Source organism: Microbispora sp. NPDC004025 (assembly GCF_053604425.1).
Window position 1 is genome coordinate 1 of sequence record NZ_JBSGHN010000031.1, and the last position, 15,106, is coordinate 15,106.

The window sequence follows — 15,106 nt, forward strand, 5'->3', positions numbered from 1 at the left end:
TGAGCGCGCTCGTGCCGCCCGTGCCGCCGGTGGGAGAGGCGGTGGGAGAGGCGGTCGGTGACGGCGACGGCGACGGGGTGCCGCCGCTCCCGAACTGCGTGAAGAAGCTCCACACCACGGGCCTGGTCCAGGAGTTCTCGCCGGGTTCGAAGTCGCCGGACTTCCCGTCCACGGGCCCGGGGGTGTGGCCCGCGTCGAACGCCGCCCACGCGACCGGATACCCGGCCCGGCAGCCCGAGTAATAAGTGACGATGTGCGTCAGGCTGCCCTGCGCCGGCTCCGGCGGGTTCTGGGCCGTGCAGCCGTTGTTCCTGACGAACCTGTCACGCAGCGACCGGCCCGCGGAGATGTTGAGCACCGGGTCCCTGAGGCCGTGCAGCCCGATGTAGGCGACGGGCTCGGTGCCGCCGCTGCACCCGCTGAGCTGCCCGCCGGAGTAGACCGCCACCGCGCGGAAGACCGACGCCCGGGCACACGCGAGCGCGTAGCTCATGCCGCCGCCGTAGCTGAAGCCCATGGCGAAGCGCTGCGCGGTGTCGACACAGAGATCCGCCTCGATCCGCCGGATCATGTCGTCGACGAAGGTGATGTCCTCACCGCCGGAGTTGGCCCAGCCGTTGTTGAAGCCCTGGGGCGCGACGAAGATGGTGCTGTTGTTCGACAACGCCCTGAGCCCGTAGTAGGACCAGGGGTATCCGCTGGTTCCCCCGGAGTCGACGTCATTGGCGGTGCCGCCGTTCCAGTGGAATCCGAAGATCAAGCGATAGGGAGTGTTGTTGTTGTAATTGTCAGGAATTCTCAGGATGTAGCTGCGATTCTTCCCGCTGGTCGTGATCGACTGCGTGCCGCTTCTCAGCGTCGGAGTCTTGCCGCATCCCGCGGTGGCCGCGAGGGCGCTCTTCGCGGTGACGGATTCGGTGGCACTGTCGCCCAGCGCGGCCTGCGCCGTGGACAGGAAGAGCAGTGCCGTGGTCGCGATGACGGTGAAGAGGGATCTGTGCCCCGGCATCACGCGAGCTCCTTTCCCATGGAGACACACGAAAATGGGGTAGCCGTTCGTATCGGCGTTTTTCTGGAAAGAGAGGGCCCGGCCGGACCGGTGTGTCCGGTCTCTGGCTCGGCGAATTCCGGGTCCGCCGTCGCCGGCGTCCGCTGCGCGATCGAACTCACTGGTTCCGCGCGTGTCGGCCGGCCGGTCGAGGCGTCCGGTGTTAACGCTCACCAACGCCCCGATCGGATTTCCTCTCTTCCGGACGGCGGGGATGGAGGCGATGGTGCAGCGGAGCAAATATGACCGTGACCGGACCTGTCAAGGCTCGGACGTCCCGGCGTCACGGGATCGGCGTCCCGGCCGACCGGCCGCTCCCTCGCCTGGCCAGGGAAAGCGGCCGTGGTTCCCGCTGACGGGCCGCGCTGAAACTTTCACTCCCCGCGCTCGAATCGTTTGCGAGGGCGTGCGAATCCGCCGTCAGCGCCGCACGTCAGCGCCGCAGCCGTACGGGATCGGCAGGTCCGCTGCGGCGGACGACCCAGGCCTCGGTGATGTGGTTGAACATCGCCTCGGCGGCGCCGTCGGGATCGCGGGCGGCGATGCGTTCGTAGATGCGGCGGTGACCGAGGTTCGACGCCACGCACAGGGCCCGCTCGGTCCGGCCCGTGTAGCGGGCGGTGTGGATGACCTGGTTCTCCAGCGCACGCACGACGCCGCGAGCGATGCGGTTCCCGGACGCCTGCATGATCGTGTCGTGGAAGGCGCGGTCGCTGTCCGCGTAGGTGACGTGGTCGTCCACGAGCTCGTCCATCCGGTCCACCAGCGCGCGCAACCGCTCGACGGTCTCCGGCCCGGCCACGCGAGCGGCGACGTTCGCCATGTCGGACTCCAGCACGCGCCGTGTGACGACGACGTCGTCGAGAATCGCCAGGGTCTCGTCCTCGGCGATGGTCGCGGCGAGGACGAGCTCGTCGAGCATGTCCCACATCGCCGGGGGCGTCACCATGGTGCCGGCGCCCTGGCGGACCTGTACGAGCCCCTTCTCCTGCAGGACTTTCACGGCCTCGCGGACGACGGTGCGGCTCACGGAGAAGGCTTCGCACAGCGCGGGCTCGGGAGGCAGCGGCGTTCCCGGCGGGTGCACGCCGCGGACGATGCGCTCCACCAGTTCGGCCGTCACCGCCCGGGCGAGGCTGGCCGGGCGCCGTACCCAGGCGGGGGACGCCGGTACGCCACCGGCCGTTTCCTGCGATGCCGTCATATCCCCCTCCGGTGGCCCACACGAACAGCGCCACCGCGCCAGTATAGGTGACGGCTATTGACGTAATACGTCATACGAGTTACGTTTCGCCGAAGACCGGCCGGGCCAGCCGGCCGCTCACTGGAAAGCGAGCAGCGATGAGACAGCAGCGGTGGTGGGCGGTCCTGATGGTCGCGGGACTGACCGTGACCGGCTGCGGGAGCGCCGCGCGGACGGAGTCCCCGTCCGGACAGGCGTCGCAGGAGCAGCGCAAGCTGGTGGTCTGGGACTGGAAGTCCGGTGAACCGGCCGCCGCGACCTACATAGAGAAAGCGAAGGCCGACTTCGCCCAAAGCCATCCCGGGGTGACGGTCGAGTTCGTCGCCCAGCCGTTCGACCAGTACTACACCCTGCTCGGCACGGCGATCCAGTCCGGCAAGGGGCCTGACGTCATGCTCTTCAACGGCGGCGGGCAGATCCGCGACCGGGCCGACGCGCTCCTCCCGCTGGACCAGTACGTCGCCGAGGACAAGAACCGGTTGGCGGGCTGGGACGCGTTCAGCAAGGACGGCAAGATCTACGCCGCGCCGGTGACCCTGCAGGGACACCCCATCTACTACAACAAAGCGCTCTACGAGAAGGCCGGTCTCGACCCGGCGAACCCGCCGAAGACGTGGGACGAGCTCGTCGACGGCTGCGCCGCCATCAAGAAGGCGACCGGCGCCACGTGCTTCGCGCTCGGCAACAAGGAAGGCGCCGGAATCCAGTTCTGGATGTCGGGCCTCGGATCCGGCATCCTGACGCCCGCGGAGTACGACGACTGGATCGCAGGCAAGCGCGACTGGACCTCCCCGCACGTACGGCAGATCTTCGAGCTGTGGAAGGAGGCCCAGGACAAGGGACTGAACAACGAGGGCGCCAACTCCACCGCGATGTTCACCGACATCTTCAGGGTCTTCCAGACCGGCAAGGCCGCTCACATCATCGGGCTGATGTCCGACGTCGGGCACTGGAAGGACTTCGGCGAGTTCCTGCCGCCCGACAAGATCGGTGTCATGCAGGCCCCGGTCGTCTCCGAGGGGGCCGCTCCGAGCCTTCCGTACGACGGCGGCATCGGCTACGCGGTGGCGAAGTGGACGAAGGACCCGAAGCTCGCCGCCGACCTGGTGCGATCCCTGACCTCGACCGACGCCTTGACCGCGTTCTACGCCAAGGCCGGCGCGATCGCGTCCGACACGACCATCGACGTCTCCCAGGCCGGTCCGGCCGTCGCCACGATCGTGCAGCAGATCAAGGCAGGCAAGCCCGCCCTGCACGTCGCGCTGTCCTCCAAGACCCTGGACCTGATGGGAAGACTGTCCCAGCAGCTCCTGAGCGGGTCGGCCACGGTGGACGAGGTCGTGGAGCAGCTGGCCGCCTCCGACCGGGCGGGCTGATCGTGCCGGTCAAAGGTTCGCCGTCGTCGCTGCGCCCGGCCGGCTCCGCCCGGCCCGGCGCGGCGGCGACGGAGCGGCGCGGGAACGCCCGTACGCCCACCCGCGGGGCGCTCGCCGAGCGCCTCGCGCCCTACGTCCTGGTGGCCCCGGCCGTACTGATCATCGTGGTGCTGCGGCTGTGGCCGCTCGTCCTGGGCGTCAACTTCTCCTTCACCGGTGACGGCGAGCTCAACGGGACCCCCGTCGGCCTGGGCAACTACCTGGAGCTGGCCGCCGACCCGTTGTTCCGCACCGCGCTGCGCAACGTCGGGCTGCTGGTGCTGCTGCTTCCCGTGGCGGTGGCGATTCCGGGCCTGCTCGCGACCTTCATCTATCTGCGCGTGCCGGGCCATCGGGTCTACCGCAGCGTCTACTTCTTCCCGGCCGTGCTCTCGCCGGTGATCGTCGGCGCGATCTTCAACCTCATGCTGGGGTACGACGGCCCGGTGAACGCCGCTCTCGGGGCGATCGGCGCCGGTCCGGTCGACTGGCTCGGGGATCCGGACGTCGCGATGTTCACGGTCGTCGCCGTGCACGTATGGGCGACGTTCGGGATGGCCCTGGTGGTGTTCCTCGCCGGGTTCAGCACCCTGGACGCCTCGCTGCTGGACGCCGCCCGGGTGGACGGCGCGTCGCTCGGCCGCGTCATCTGGCACGTGATCATCCCGAGCCTGACGCGCACCATCCAGTTCGTCTTCGTGACCACGATGATCGGGATGCTGACGTCCATGTTCGGCCTGCTCTTCGTCATGACCAGCGGGGGCCCGGAGGGGTCGACCTACCTGCCGGAGTACTACATCTGGCACGAGCAGGGGCAGATGAACCGGCCGGCGCTCGCCTCGGCCGCGTCGACGGTTCTCTTCGTCGTCATGCTCGTGGTGGGGCTCCTGCAGATCAGCCTGCTCCGCCGCGCGGGAAGGCAGGACTGATGCCCGGCATGCGCCTGGTCAGGTGGGCGGCCGCCGTTCCGATGGCCGCCCTCGCACTGGCCACGATCTATCCTCTCGTGTTCACCGCCAACGTCGCGATGAAGACCCGCCGCGACTACGTCCTCGACCGGTTCTCCCCGGCGGCCTCCCCGCGCCTGGACAACATCGCCGAGGCGTGGGCCGGCGCCGGGATGGCGCGGTACTTCGCCAACTCGTTCGTCGTGGTGACCCTGTCGGTGCTTCTTCTGCTGCTGCTGGGGTCGATGGCCGGCTTCGCGCTGAGCCGGCTGCGGTTCCGCGGCTCGACCGTCATCTTCCTGGGCTGTCTCGCGGGGCTGTTCGTCCCCTTCCAGGTGATCATGGTGCCGCTGACCAGGGTCATGGCGGACAGCGGGCTCGTCGACACCTATCCGGGACTGATCCTGGCCTACGTCGCGCAGTTCCTCCCGTTCACCGTCTTCCTGATGACGAGCCACTACAGGACCATCCCGGCGGAGATCGTCGACGCGGCCAGGATCGACGGGAACACGGTGTACGGGGTGTACCGGCGGATCATGCTCCCGCTGGGCGTTCCCGCGCTGCTGTCCGTCGGCATCCTCAACACCCTGTTCTGCTGGAACGACGTGCTCATCTCCCTGCTGATGATGCCGTCGCCGGAGCATCGCACCCTCATGATCGGGGTCAACTCGCTGCGCGGGCAGTACTCGGACGACATCCCCACCTTCGCCTCGGGAGTCCTGATCGCCGCGGTGCCCGTACTGATGATCTATCTGTTTCTGCAGCGGCGGATCGCCGACGGCGTCACCGCAGGTTCCACGAAGGGCTGACATGAGGATCACGGGGTATCGGACCACGACGACGGTCTCGGAATGGGGCCGTCCCGTCGGCGACGCCAACGGCGTCTTCGCCGACGGGGTCGTCTCGGTGCCGATCGTCTTGGTGGACACCGACGAGGGGATCACCGGCGTCGGCCTCGGGCCGCACGTGAACATCGACGCGGTGTTCGCCGCCATCGAGGGTGAGGATCCGCGCAGTGTCAGCGCGCTCTACGACCGGATGCTGCGGCAGACCTTCAAGGCGGGGCACGCGGGCGCCGTGTTCGGCACGATCGGCGCGCTCGACACCGCCCTGTGGGACATCAAGGCGCAGGCGGCCGGCGAGCCGCTCTGGCGTCTGCTGGGCGGACGCGACAGGCGGGTTCCCGCCTACGCCTCGGGCCTGGACATCGGCCTGACCGACGACGAACTCGTCTCGGCCTACCAGGTCTACGCCCAGCACGGCCTGCGCGCCGCCAAGATCAAGGGTGGCCTCGACATCGAGCGCGACCGGCACCGCCTGACCCTGGTGCGAGATGTCCTGACCGAGGCCGGGCACGGTTCGCGGCCGGGTCTGATGCTCGACGTAAACGAGGCCTGGACGCGCAAGCAGGCGGTCCGGCACGTCTGCGAGCTCGAGCGCACCCTGGATCTCACCTGGATCGAAGAGCCGGTCCGGCGGTGGGACGCCGAAGGGCTGGCCGCCGTCGGCCGTGGCGTCCGCGCCTCCGTCGCCACGGGGGAGAACCTCACCGGGCTCGAGCAGTTCCGCCCGCTGCTGGCCGCGGGGGCGGTCGACATCGTCCAGACGGCCGCCGTCTGGGGGGTGTCCCACTTCCTCCGGGTGGCCGCCCTGGCGCACGCCCACGACCTGCCGGTCAGCCCGATCGGCAACACGCCGGTCGGGCTGCTGCACGCCGCGACGTCGGTGCCCAACCACATGGCCAGCGAGTTGCAGGACCTGCATCCGCCGATCGGCGTGTCACTCGATCTGTACGTCGAGGACGGCGCGTTCATCCTCGGTGACTCGCCGGGGCTGGGCATCACGATCGACGAGCAGGCGATGAAGGGGGCCGCCGGCCGTCCGGACACCAGCGCCGCGAAGGGCCCCGGCGTCCGGCCGGAGCAGGCCGGGCGACGGCTGCTTTCCGTGGCCGACCACGGTCACCCCGCACAGCCACACCAGCTCACCCCCCGCACGCGGCCGAACGACGAGGTGCCTCACACCGTCCGGCGCTGACCGTCCCCGCGCACGCAGTGCCGGAAGAAAGGAAGAAACATGCGTCCGTCACCTGTGCCGCGAAGACGACCACAAGGAAGAACGACGGCCGCGGCGTCCGCCGCCGTACTCATCACCGCCGGGATGTTCGCCGGGCCGGGCGCCGCCCGGGCGGAAGCGGCCGGGGCCGCCCACAGGATCGTGGTGGCGCCCGCCGGAGCCAAGAACGCCGACGACAACGGCCCGGGCAACAGGGGCCGGCCGCTGGCCACCCTCGGGGAGGCGCAACGACGGGCCCGTGTCGCGGCGGCCGAGGGGAAGCGCGACGTCACGGTCGAACTCCTGGACGGGACCTACCGGCTGACCTCGCCGCTGCGTTTCGACGCCGCCGACTCCGGCCGGAACGGGCACACCGTCACCTGGACGGCCGCGCGCGGGGCCACGCCCGTGCTTAGCGGTGCCACGCCCGTCACCGGCTGGGAGGTCGACGACGCCGCCACCGGTGTCTACAAGGCCCACGTCGGCACCGGGTTCGACAGCCGCCAGCTCTACGTGGACGGGAAACCCGCGCAGCGCGCACGGATCAGCGTGGCACGCTCCGACATCACCCTGACTCCCACCGGCTTCACCATCAGGAACCCGGATCTCGCCTATCTCGCCACGCTTCCCGACCAGAAGCGCATCGACTTCCAGGCGATGCTCTCGTTCACCAACCGGTTCGCGCCGGTGGAGAGCATCTCCGGTTCCACCGTCGTCATGCAGCAGCCGGCCTGGGACAACAACACCTACGGGTACGACGCCATCCAGGCTCCGTTCCGGACGCCGAAGTTCTTCCTGCTCAATTCCAGGAGATTCCTGGATGAGCCCGGCGAGTGGTATCTGGATACCACCGCTGGAACGCTGTACTACAAACCGCTCCCCGGGCAGGACATCTCGCAGGTGCGGGCCGAGCTGCCCCGGCTGGAGTCGCTGGTCCAGGTCGGCGGCACCTACGACGAACCGGCCCGCAACCTCCGGTTCGAGGGCCTGACCTTCACCGGCACCACCTGGCTGCACCCCGGCACCTCCGACGGCTACGCGAACCAGCAGACCGGCGCCTTCATAAGCGGCGTCCAGCCCCATCGGCCGCCGGACGCGTTCACCTCGTGCTCCTCCGGCTGCAAGGGATTCGAGGCGTCCCGTAACAACTGGGCGCAGGCGGCCGCGGCGGTGCAGGTGTCGGCCGCGGAGGACATCGCCTTCGTGGACAGCACCTTCGTGAACCTCGGTTCCGTCGGGCTCGGCATCGGCAACGACGCCAACGCCCACGCCACCGGCGTGGGACTCGGCGCGCACAGGGTGTCGGTCGTGGGGAGCACGTTCACCGCGAGCGCCGGAGGCGGCATCGTGGTCGGCGGCATACGCCCGGACGCGCACCACCCGTCCGATCCCCGTATGGTCAACAGCGACATCCTCCTGCGTGACAACCGCGTCTACGCGACCGCCCTCGAATACCTGGACCAGGACGGGATCTTCGCCAGCTACGTCACCCGGCTGGCCATCGAGCACAACTACGTCTCCGACATGCCGTACACCGGAATCGGCATCGGCTACGGCTGGGGTGCCAACGACCCGGGCGGCAGCCCGGAGTACATCAACCGCGGGCTGTACGACTTCCAGCCGCTCTACGACACGCCGACGACTCTCAGCGACGTCCGCGTGGTGGGCAACCATGTGCGCAAGGTCGTGCAGACCATGTTCGACGCCGGCTGCATCTACACGCTGTCGGCGATACCCCGCAGCACGATCGACGAGAACTACTGCGAGAGCAGCGGACAGCTCGGTCTGTACTTCGACGAGGGTTCCCGGTATCTGAGCGCGAGCCACAACGTGTTCGTCGGCACCGCCGCGCAGTGGGCGCACGCCAACAACCAGAACGGCAACCACACCGGTGACCTCACGCTGATCGGCAACTTCTCCACCAACCCCGCGATCACCGGCCTGGTGAACGGCCAGCGCGGCAACGTCGTCAGGGACAACGTGACCATCAGCGCCGGCAACATTCCCGCCGAGGCCGCCCGGATCGTCTACGAGGCGGGTCCCACCGGGAAGTACCGCGGCGAGCCCGACCCGCAGCGCCCCCCGCTCGGTGTCTCTCTGACGGCCGACCCGGCCGGTGTGAGCGCCGGTGGTTCGGCCACCGTCACCGCCACGATCGCGAACGTGAGTGACGGCCGGGCCGCCGGCCTGGCCGTCTCGATCACCGTTCCCGAGGGCTGGCAGGCCGAACGCGTCGGCAAGCCGGTGAAGCGCGGGCTGGCCGCCGGAGCCTCGGCCACCGAGACGTGGAAGATCATCGCACCCGGCTCGTTCACGACACCGGTCAGCCGCGCGGCGGTCGAGGCGTCGGTGAGCTTCAGCGCCGGCAAGACCGGCTACACGGTGGACAGGTCGCTGACCCTGACCGCGATCAACCCGCTGACCTCCCTGAAGGCCCACGGCTCGGTGCCGAGCCGGTTCGCGGAGGCCGGATCCGAGTACGCCATCCTCACCGAGGGAACCGACATCTGGCAGGACGCCGCCGGGTCCTTCGACGAGTACGGCGTCGTCTACCGGGACGACGCGGCCGGGAGCACGTCGACCGTGACCGCGCGGGTCACCCAGATGGACAACACCAACGCCTGGGCCAAGGCGGGGGTCGTGCTCCGCAACGACGTCACCGGCACGGGCTCGTCGCCCGGATACGCCGTCATGGTGGTCACGCCGGGCAACGGGGTCGCCTTCCAGTGGGACTCCGACGGCAACGGCTACCTCGACTCGTTCAGCGGGGTCTCGGGAATCAGGGCGCCCGCCTGGGTCCGCCTCGTCCGCTCCGGCGACCAGGTGAGCGGCTACTACTCCACCAACGGCACCGCCTGGACCAAGGTCGGCCCGACGGCGACCCTGCCCGGCATCGCCGACAGGCAGGACGCGGGACTGATCGCCACGTCCCACGCCGCGGGCGTGACGGGTCAGTTCGGCTTCGCCGACTTCGGCGTGAGCTGATCCGGGCACATCCGAGCCCGGACCATGACCGGGGGCCGGCCGCGGTGGCGGCCGGCCCTTGGTCATCGGCCGTGCTCCGGGACTGTCCTACTCCACCGAGTGGCCGGCCGGCGTCCGGGTTCGGTGAGGCTCCTGTCCCGGGAGCGGGTCAGCGGTAGCCGGCGGCCACGATCTCGGCCTGGACGGCGTTCTCGGTGGCGTCGGAGGGATAGCCCGCGACCATGGCGCCTTCATAGAAGGTGCCCGCGCTGAGGTTGGCGCCGCCGTCGGGCTTGCAGCAGTCGCCGCCACTTCCCAGGATGATGGCCCCCTGCTTCTTCATCGGGCTGTAGCCGTTGGGGAGCGGGCCGTCGTACAGGGTGTACAGACCGCCGGACTGCGCGTTGCTGCCCTTGATGGCGAACCGGGTCGTGCCGTTGTTCTTCAGCGTGGCGGTGACGAACTTGCTGGTGAAGGCGCGCTGGTTGGGGTTCCAGGATTGGCTGCCGCCGGGGTAGAGGCCCCATTCGAGGTCGGCCTGGACCCAGGGGCCGGTTCCGGAGCAGCCGCCGAACCAGCACTGCTTGCTGAAGTTGATGGCATCCATGGCTCCGGCGGCGTCGGCCTTGCGGGTGGTCTCGCTGTTGCCGTAGTCGAAGCAGCATCCGCTGTTGACGTGGGTGCCGCTGGTCACCATGTACATGCCCTCGGGCGCGCTGCCCGTGGGCACGCCGGTCAGGTGACCGTCCCGCCAGTAGCTGTTGCCGGGGTTGATGTAGAGGGAGTAGGCCTTGTTGCCGCCGACGGTGAGCGACTCGGTGGTCGCGGTGGCGGGCCTGCTCTGGGGGGAGCCGGGGACCACGCTGGAGCCCTGGTACCACAGGTCGTTGCCCCGCCCGGACTGGTCGTACACGACCGTGATGACACATGTGGTGCCGGCGCAGAAGGAGTCCTGCGCCGCCGCGTTGGCGACGCCGCCCGCGGTCAGGACGGCGATGTTCCGGGTCGTGTTGTCGGACGAGCGCCTGACCTGGTACAGGTTGCCGGTGTAGGAGCCGTAGAGCGCCCGCGTCGTGCTGTGCGCGGCCACACACGGCGTGCCGCCCGAGGCGTAGATGTCGCACGCGCGCGCGCCGGGCGGCGGCGGGGTCGGCGACGAGGTCGGCGACGGGCTGGGCTCGGCTCCGGTGGTCCACTTCTGGTTGGTGCCGCCGTGGCAGGTCCAGATGTGCACTTTGGACCCGTTGGCGGTGCCGTTGTTGGACACGTCCAGGCACTTGTTGGCCCCGACGGCGGTGATGGTGCCGTCGGAGTTGAGGCGCCACTTCTGGTTGTTCTGGCCGTTGCAGTCCCAGATGATGACGGCGGTGCCGTCGGCGGTGCCGCCGCCGTAGACGTCCAGGCACTTGTTGCCGTAGACGCGCAGCTCACCGGCGCTGGTGGAGGTCCACTGCTGGTTGGCCTGCCCGTTGCAGTCCCAGATCTGCGTCTGCGCGCCGTTGGCCTGCGACGCGCCGCTGACGTCCAGGCACCGCCCCGACCCCACGCCGACCAGCGGCGTGGTCGCCGCGGAGGCGGGCGCCGACCATGTCAGGGCGGTGGCCAGGAGAGTCGCCAGCGCCGCGACGACGGACACGACGACGGCCGCCCGGGAGCGCCGCCCACGCCTCGCGCGGCCCGGTGGGGGAACGGATGGAGGTCGCATTGTCGTACTCCTCGGGGGTAGGGCGTCGCGGGGACGGGCTCGCTCGGGAAAAGGGCGCGCCGGGAGAGGCGCGCGCGGCCTGACAGCTGTTAAGGACCGGCGCGAACAGCAGGAAAGCCGCTCGAAGCCGGTCGTCACAGACGAGGCGAATCGATTCGATACGAAGCGAGCCCGCTGGAGACGGGGAAGGCGTCGGTGCACGGTGAAGCACATACGACGGGCGGACGCCGTGTCAAGGCTCCGTGTTAACCGGCTGCCTGCCGGAAGCCCTCCCCGATCCGGATGCCCTGCGTTTACGGCCGGCGTGCTCGATGAAACTTTCATCCGCCCGGCGCGCGGTTCACGTCCCGGCCGCGCCGCTGTCGTCCGAACCGGTTCTGGTGCCTCGCGGCCCGGCCGTCACCGGTCGGAGGAGAAGAGGCGCTGCTGGATCTCCCTGCGGTAGTCGTCGAGAGTGTTGTCGATGTGCGTGGCGGCGGCCTGGGCGGCCGCTTCCGGGTCGCCGGCGCGGATGGCCTGGGAGATGGCGTCGTGCTCCTCGACGGCCTTGGCGGCATGCCCGCCCACCGAGCCCCGCAGCCCGATGAGGCTCGACTGGGCCTGCAGGCGCCGGGCCTCCCGCACCGCGATCTGAAGGAACATGTTGTGGGAGGCGGTGGCGATGGCGGTGTGGAAGGTGTCGTCGCCCTCGTTGAACAGGTCCTCGCGTCCGGTCTCGAAGCCGTGCCGGCACATGCCGGCCGCCTCCTCGATGGCCCGCAGCTCGGCAGGGGTGGCGCGCCGGGCGGCCAGCCGGCTCGTCTCCATCTCCTGCGTCCGGCGGAACTCGAACAGCATGTAGACGTGGTCCAGGTCGGTCGGGAGGAAGAAGGCCGCCCGGCGCCCGGTGCCGAGCATCCCCTCGTCGTCGGCCACGTAGAGGCCGCGCCCCTTCTGGGCGCGCACCCGTCCGAGCGCGGAGAGTATCTTCACCGCCTCGCGGACGACGGTGCGGCTGGTGCCCAGCTCCCGGGCCAGGTCGTTCTCGGTCGGCATGCGGTCCCCCGGACGCAGGCCCAACCGGACGATCAACTCGAGCACCTGCTCCGCGGCCACCTCGTAGCCCGGCCGGTATCCGCTCTCACGGGGGGTGTCGGTCACCGTGCTCCCTCCTCGCCGTTCCCTGCAGAGTATGACTGATCGGAGTTGTCTTTCCGTGGGGCACGTACGTCCGATCAGTACGACACATATGAACGATTCATTCGGGATGGTCGGCACCGGCGAATACGCCGGCGGACGTAACCACAGGTGAACGAGGAGAAAAGGATAACTGTGGCCCGGACGCCGATGTGCGCACGGTGAAATAAGTGGGCTTAAGGTCTTGACGGGCATCAGCGCTCCGATCGTAATTGGTAGCGAGATCCCGGTGGGAGAGCTCGTTCCGGAATCTCCGCGGCTGGATCACATGGGCGGGGTGTGGAAGGCGCTGCGCGGCCCTCCGAACCCCGGCCGGCCACGTCGACGTCCACAGCCCCGCTTCACCAGGCGTCCCCTCGTGGTGCCGCCGGTGAGGCAGCCGGCCGCCGTCGTACCCCTCACCGTTCGGCGACGGCTTCCACCTCGGGAGGGATCGACCTGCCTGAGGAGGGCGTGACCTGACCACCCCCCTACCCCCCAAAGGAACCACCGTGCAGTCACCTTCACCCGTCACGGCGCCGAGACCGGTCCTCACCGGCATCGTCGCCGCGGCGCTGGCCGCGGCGTTCGCCCTCGTCGCCCCGGCCACCCCGGCCCTCGCGGCCACCACGACCCTGTACGCGTCTCCCTCCGGCACCGGCACCGCCTGCACCTCCGCCCAGCCCTGCTCGCTGCCGGCGGCACAGACGGCGGTGCGGTCGCAGAACAGCGCCATGTCCGGTGACATCGTCGTCGAGCTCGCCGACGGCGTGTACCGGCAGACCTCCCCGCTGAGGTTCACCGCCGCCGACTCCGGCAACAACGGCTACACCGTCAAGTGGCAGGCCGCGCAGGGCGCCCGCCCGGTGATCAGCGGAGCCCGGGCGGTCACCGGGTGGTCGCTGGCCGACTCCGGGAAGAACATCTGGCGCGCCGACGTCGGCACGGGGATCGACACCCGGCAGCTGTACGTCAACGGCGCCCTCGCCACGCGCGCCCGCACCCAGGTGAACCGGAACGACTTCACCGCGACCACCACCGGGATGAGGTTCAGCAGCAGCTCGCTGAGCTACCTGAACAATCTCGCCAACCAGAACCGGGTCGAGATGGAGAGCGTGGGCTCGTTCACCGACCGGTACGTGACGGTGCAGAGCATCAGCGGCAACTTCATCACGATGCAGCAGCCCGGCTGGAACAACAACACCTTCGGGTACGACACCTTCAGCCAGCCGCACCGGGCGGGCGCGCTGTACCTGGAGAACGCGTACGAGTTCCTGGACTCCCCGGGTGAGTGGTACATCAACCCCGGGACCGGCGTCCTGTACTACATCCCGGCGTCGGGGCAGAACATCAACAACGTCGCCGTCGAGCTGCCGGTGCTGCAGTCGCTGGTCGACGTCGGGGGCACCTACGACTCGCCCGCGCACCACATCACCTTCAGCGGCATCACGTTCACCGGCACGACGTGGCTCGGCCCCAGCAGCAACCAGGGCTTCGTGGACCAGCAGACCGGCGCCTACATCGCGGGCAACTACAACTGGCCCGGCGACCGGCTGACCTCCTGCCAGGAGGGCTGCCAGGCGTTCGAGTCCACGCGGCCGAACTGGTACCAGATGCCCGCCGCGGTCCAGGTCTCCGCCGCGAACAACATCACCTTCACCGACTCGCAGTTCGTCAACCTGGGCCAGACGGCCATCGGCATCGGCAACGACGCGAACGCGCACGCCAGCGGTGTGGGCCTGGGCGCGAGCGACATCACGGTCACCCGCTCCGAGATCGCCCGCAACTCGGCCGGCGGGGTCGTGGCCGGCGGGGTGCGCGCCGACGCGCACCACCCGAGCGACCAGCGGATGGTCAACCGGAACATCACGGTCAGCAACAACCGGATCCACGACCTCGGCCTGGACTACCGGGGCATCGTCTCGGTCCTGACCACCTACGTCACCACCTCGAACGTCTCGCACAACGAGGTCTACAACCTGCCGTACACCGGCATGTCGATCGGCTACGGGTGGGGCGCCAACGAGCCCGGCGGCAGCACCAACTACGCCAACCGCGGGCTGTACAACTACCAGCCGCGGTACACCACCGCCACCACCGCGTCCGGCAACAAGCTCGTCGGCAACTACGTGCACGACGTCATGCAGCAGATGACGGACGGCGGGTGCATCTACACGCTGTCCTGGAACCCCGGCGCCGTGATCAGCGACAACTACTGCCTGCGGACCAACGGCTGGTTCGGCGTCTACTTCGACGAGGGCTCGAAGTACTACACCGTCAGGAACAACGTCCTGTCGAACACCGGCACCTGGGCCACGGCCAACTACTGGGGCGGTGAGAACATGGGCAACTTCACCGTCACCGGCAACTGGTCGACCAACAGCAGCACCAACATCACGAACGGTGACCGCGGCAACGTCGTCAACAACAACGTCGTCGTCTCCAACAACAACTGGCCGTCCGGCGCGCAGGCCGTGATGGCGGCCGCCGGGCCCCAGAGCGGTGGCACGTCGTCGCCGTCGCCGTCACCGACCGCCTCTCCCACCGGCGGCACGGGCGGCACGAGCGCGCTCC

Annotated in this window: 10 protein-coding genes; 6 read left to right on the forward strand and 4 right to left on the reverse strand. The window is 69.4% G+C overall.

The window, feature by feature from the left end; all coding sequences use genetic code 11:
- Together ACWEQG_RS38690 and ACWEQG_RS38695 are read right to left on the reverse strand one after the other, a co-directional pair.
- Positions 1 to 1,009 (reverse strand): alpha/beta hydrolase family esterase (locus ACWEQG_RS38690; RefSeq protein WP_452292582.1); only part of this gene is annotated, 1,009 nt, incomplete at its 3' end.
- A 472-nt stretch (positions 1,010 to 1,481) separates the two neighbouring features.
- Positions 1,482 to 2,252: a FadR/GntR family transcriptional regulator gene (locus tag ACWEQG_RS38695; RefSeq protein WP_363474056.1), complete on the reverse strand. Its 771-nt coding sequence runs from the start codon at positions 2,250 to 2,252 to the stop codon at positions 1,482 to 1,484.
- A 137-nt stretch (positions 2,253 to 2,389) separates the two neighbouring features.
- Here ACWEQG_RS38695 and ACWEQG_RS38700 point away from each other — a divergent pair, with 137 nt between their 5' ends.
- Genes ACWEQG_RS38700 through ACWEQG_RS38720 form a run of 5 tightly spaced genes read left to right on the forward strand, consistent with a single transcriptional unit; the run spans position 2,390 to position 9,693 of the window.
- On the forward strand, positions 2,390 to 3,667 hold the full coding sequence (locus ACWEQG_RS38700) for an ABC transporter substrate-binding protein (RefSeq protein WP_452292584.1): 1,278 nt from the start codon (positions 2,390 to 2,392) through the stop codon (positions 3,665 to 3,667).
- A gap of 2 nt (positions 3,668 to 3,669) precedes the next feature.
- Positions 3,670 to 4,635, forward strand: a complete 966-nt coding sequence (locus ACWEQG_RS38705; protein WP_452292587.1) for a carbohydrate ABC transporter permease — start codon at positions 3,670 to 3,672, stop codon at positions 4,633 to 4,635.
- Complete coding sequence (locus tag ACWEQG_RS38710) at positions 4,635 to 5,462, forward strand: carbohydrate ABC transporter permease (RefSeq protein ID WP_363468750.1); 828 nt, start codon at positions 4,635 to 4,637, stop codon at positions 5,460 to 5,462. The genes ACWEQG_RS38705 and ACWEQG_RS38710 overlap by 1 nt, the downstream gene beginning before the upstream one ends.
- Before the next feature lies 1 nt (position 5,463).
- On the forward strand, positions 5,464 to 6,690 hold the full coding sequence (locus tag ACWEQG_RS38715; protein WP_452292589.1) for a mandelate racemase/muconate lactonizing enzyme family protein: 1,227 nt from the start codon (positions 5,464 to 5,466) through the stop codon (positions 6,688 to 6,690).
- 39 nt (positions 6,691 to 6,729) lie between these two features.
- Positions 6,730 to 9,693: an NEW3 domain-containing protein gene (locus ACWEQG_RS38720; RefSeq protein ID WP_452292591.1), complete on the forward strand. Its 2,964-nt coding sequence runs from the start codon at positions 6,730 to 6,732 to the stop codon at positions 9,691 to 9,693.
- Positions 9,694 to 9,841: 148 nt separating this feature from the next.
- On the opposite strand, the gene ACWEQG_RS38725 is transcribed toward ACWEQG_RS38720, so the two are convergent.
- The gene (locus tag ACWEQG_RS38725) at positions 9,842 to 11,377 is read right to left on the reverse strand and encodes a lectin (RefSeq protein WP_452292593.1); all 1,536 of its coding nucleotides are present in this window, start codon (positions 11,375 to 11,377) and stop codon (positions 9,842 to 9,844) included.
- A 399-nt stretch (positions 11,378 to 11,776) separates the two neighbouring features.
- A complete protein-coding gene (locus ACWEQG_RS38730) occupies positions 11,777 to 12,517 on the reverse strand; it encodes a FadR/GntR family transcriptional regulator (RefSeq protein ID WP_169985068.1) in 741 nt (246 codons plus the stop codon).
- A gap of 527 nt (positions 12,518 to 13,044) precedes the next feature.
- Between ACWEQG_RS38730 and ACWEQG_RS38735 the strand changes: the two genes are divergently transcribed.
- Positions 13,045 to 15,106 (forward strand): right-handed parallel beta-helix repeat-containing protein (locus tag ACWEQG_RS38735; protein WP_452292595.1); only part of this gene is annotated, 2,062 nt, incomplete at its 3' end.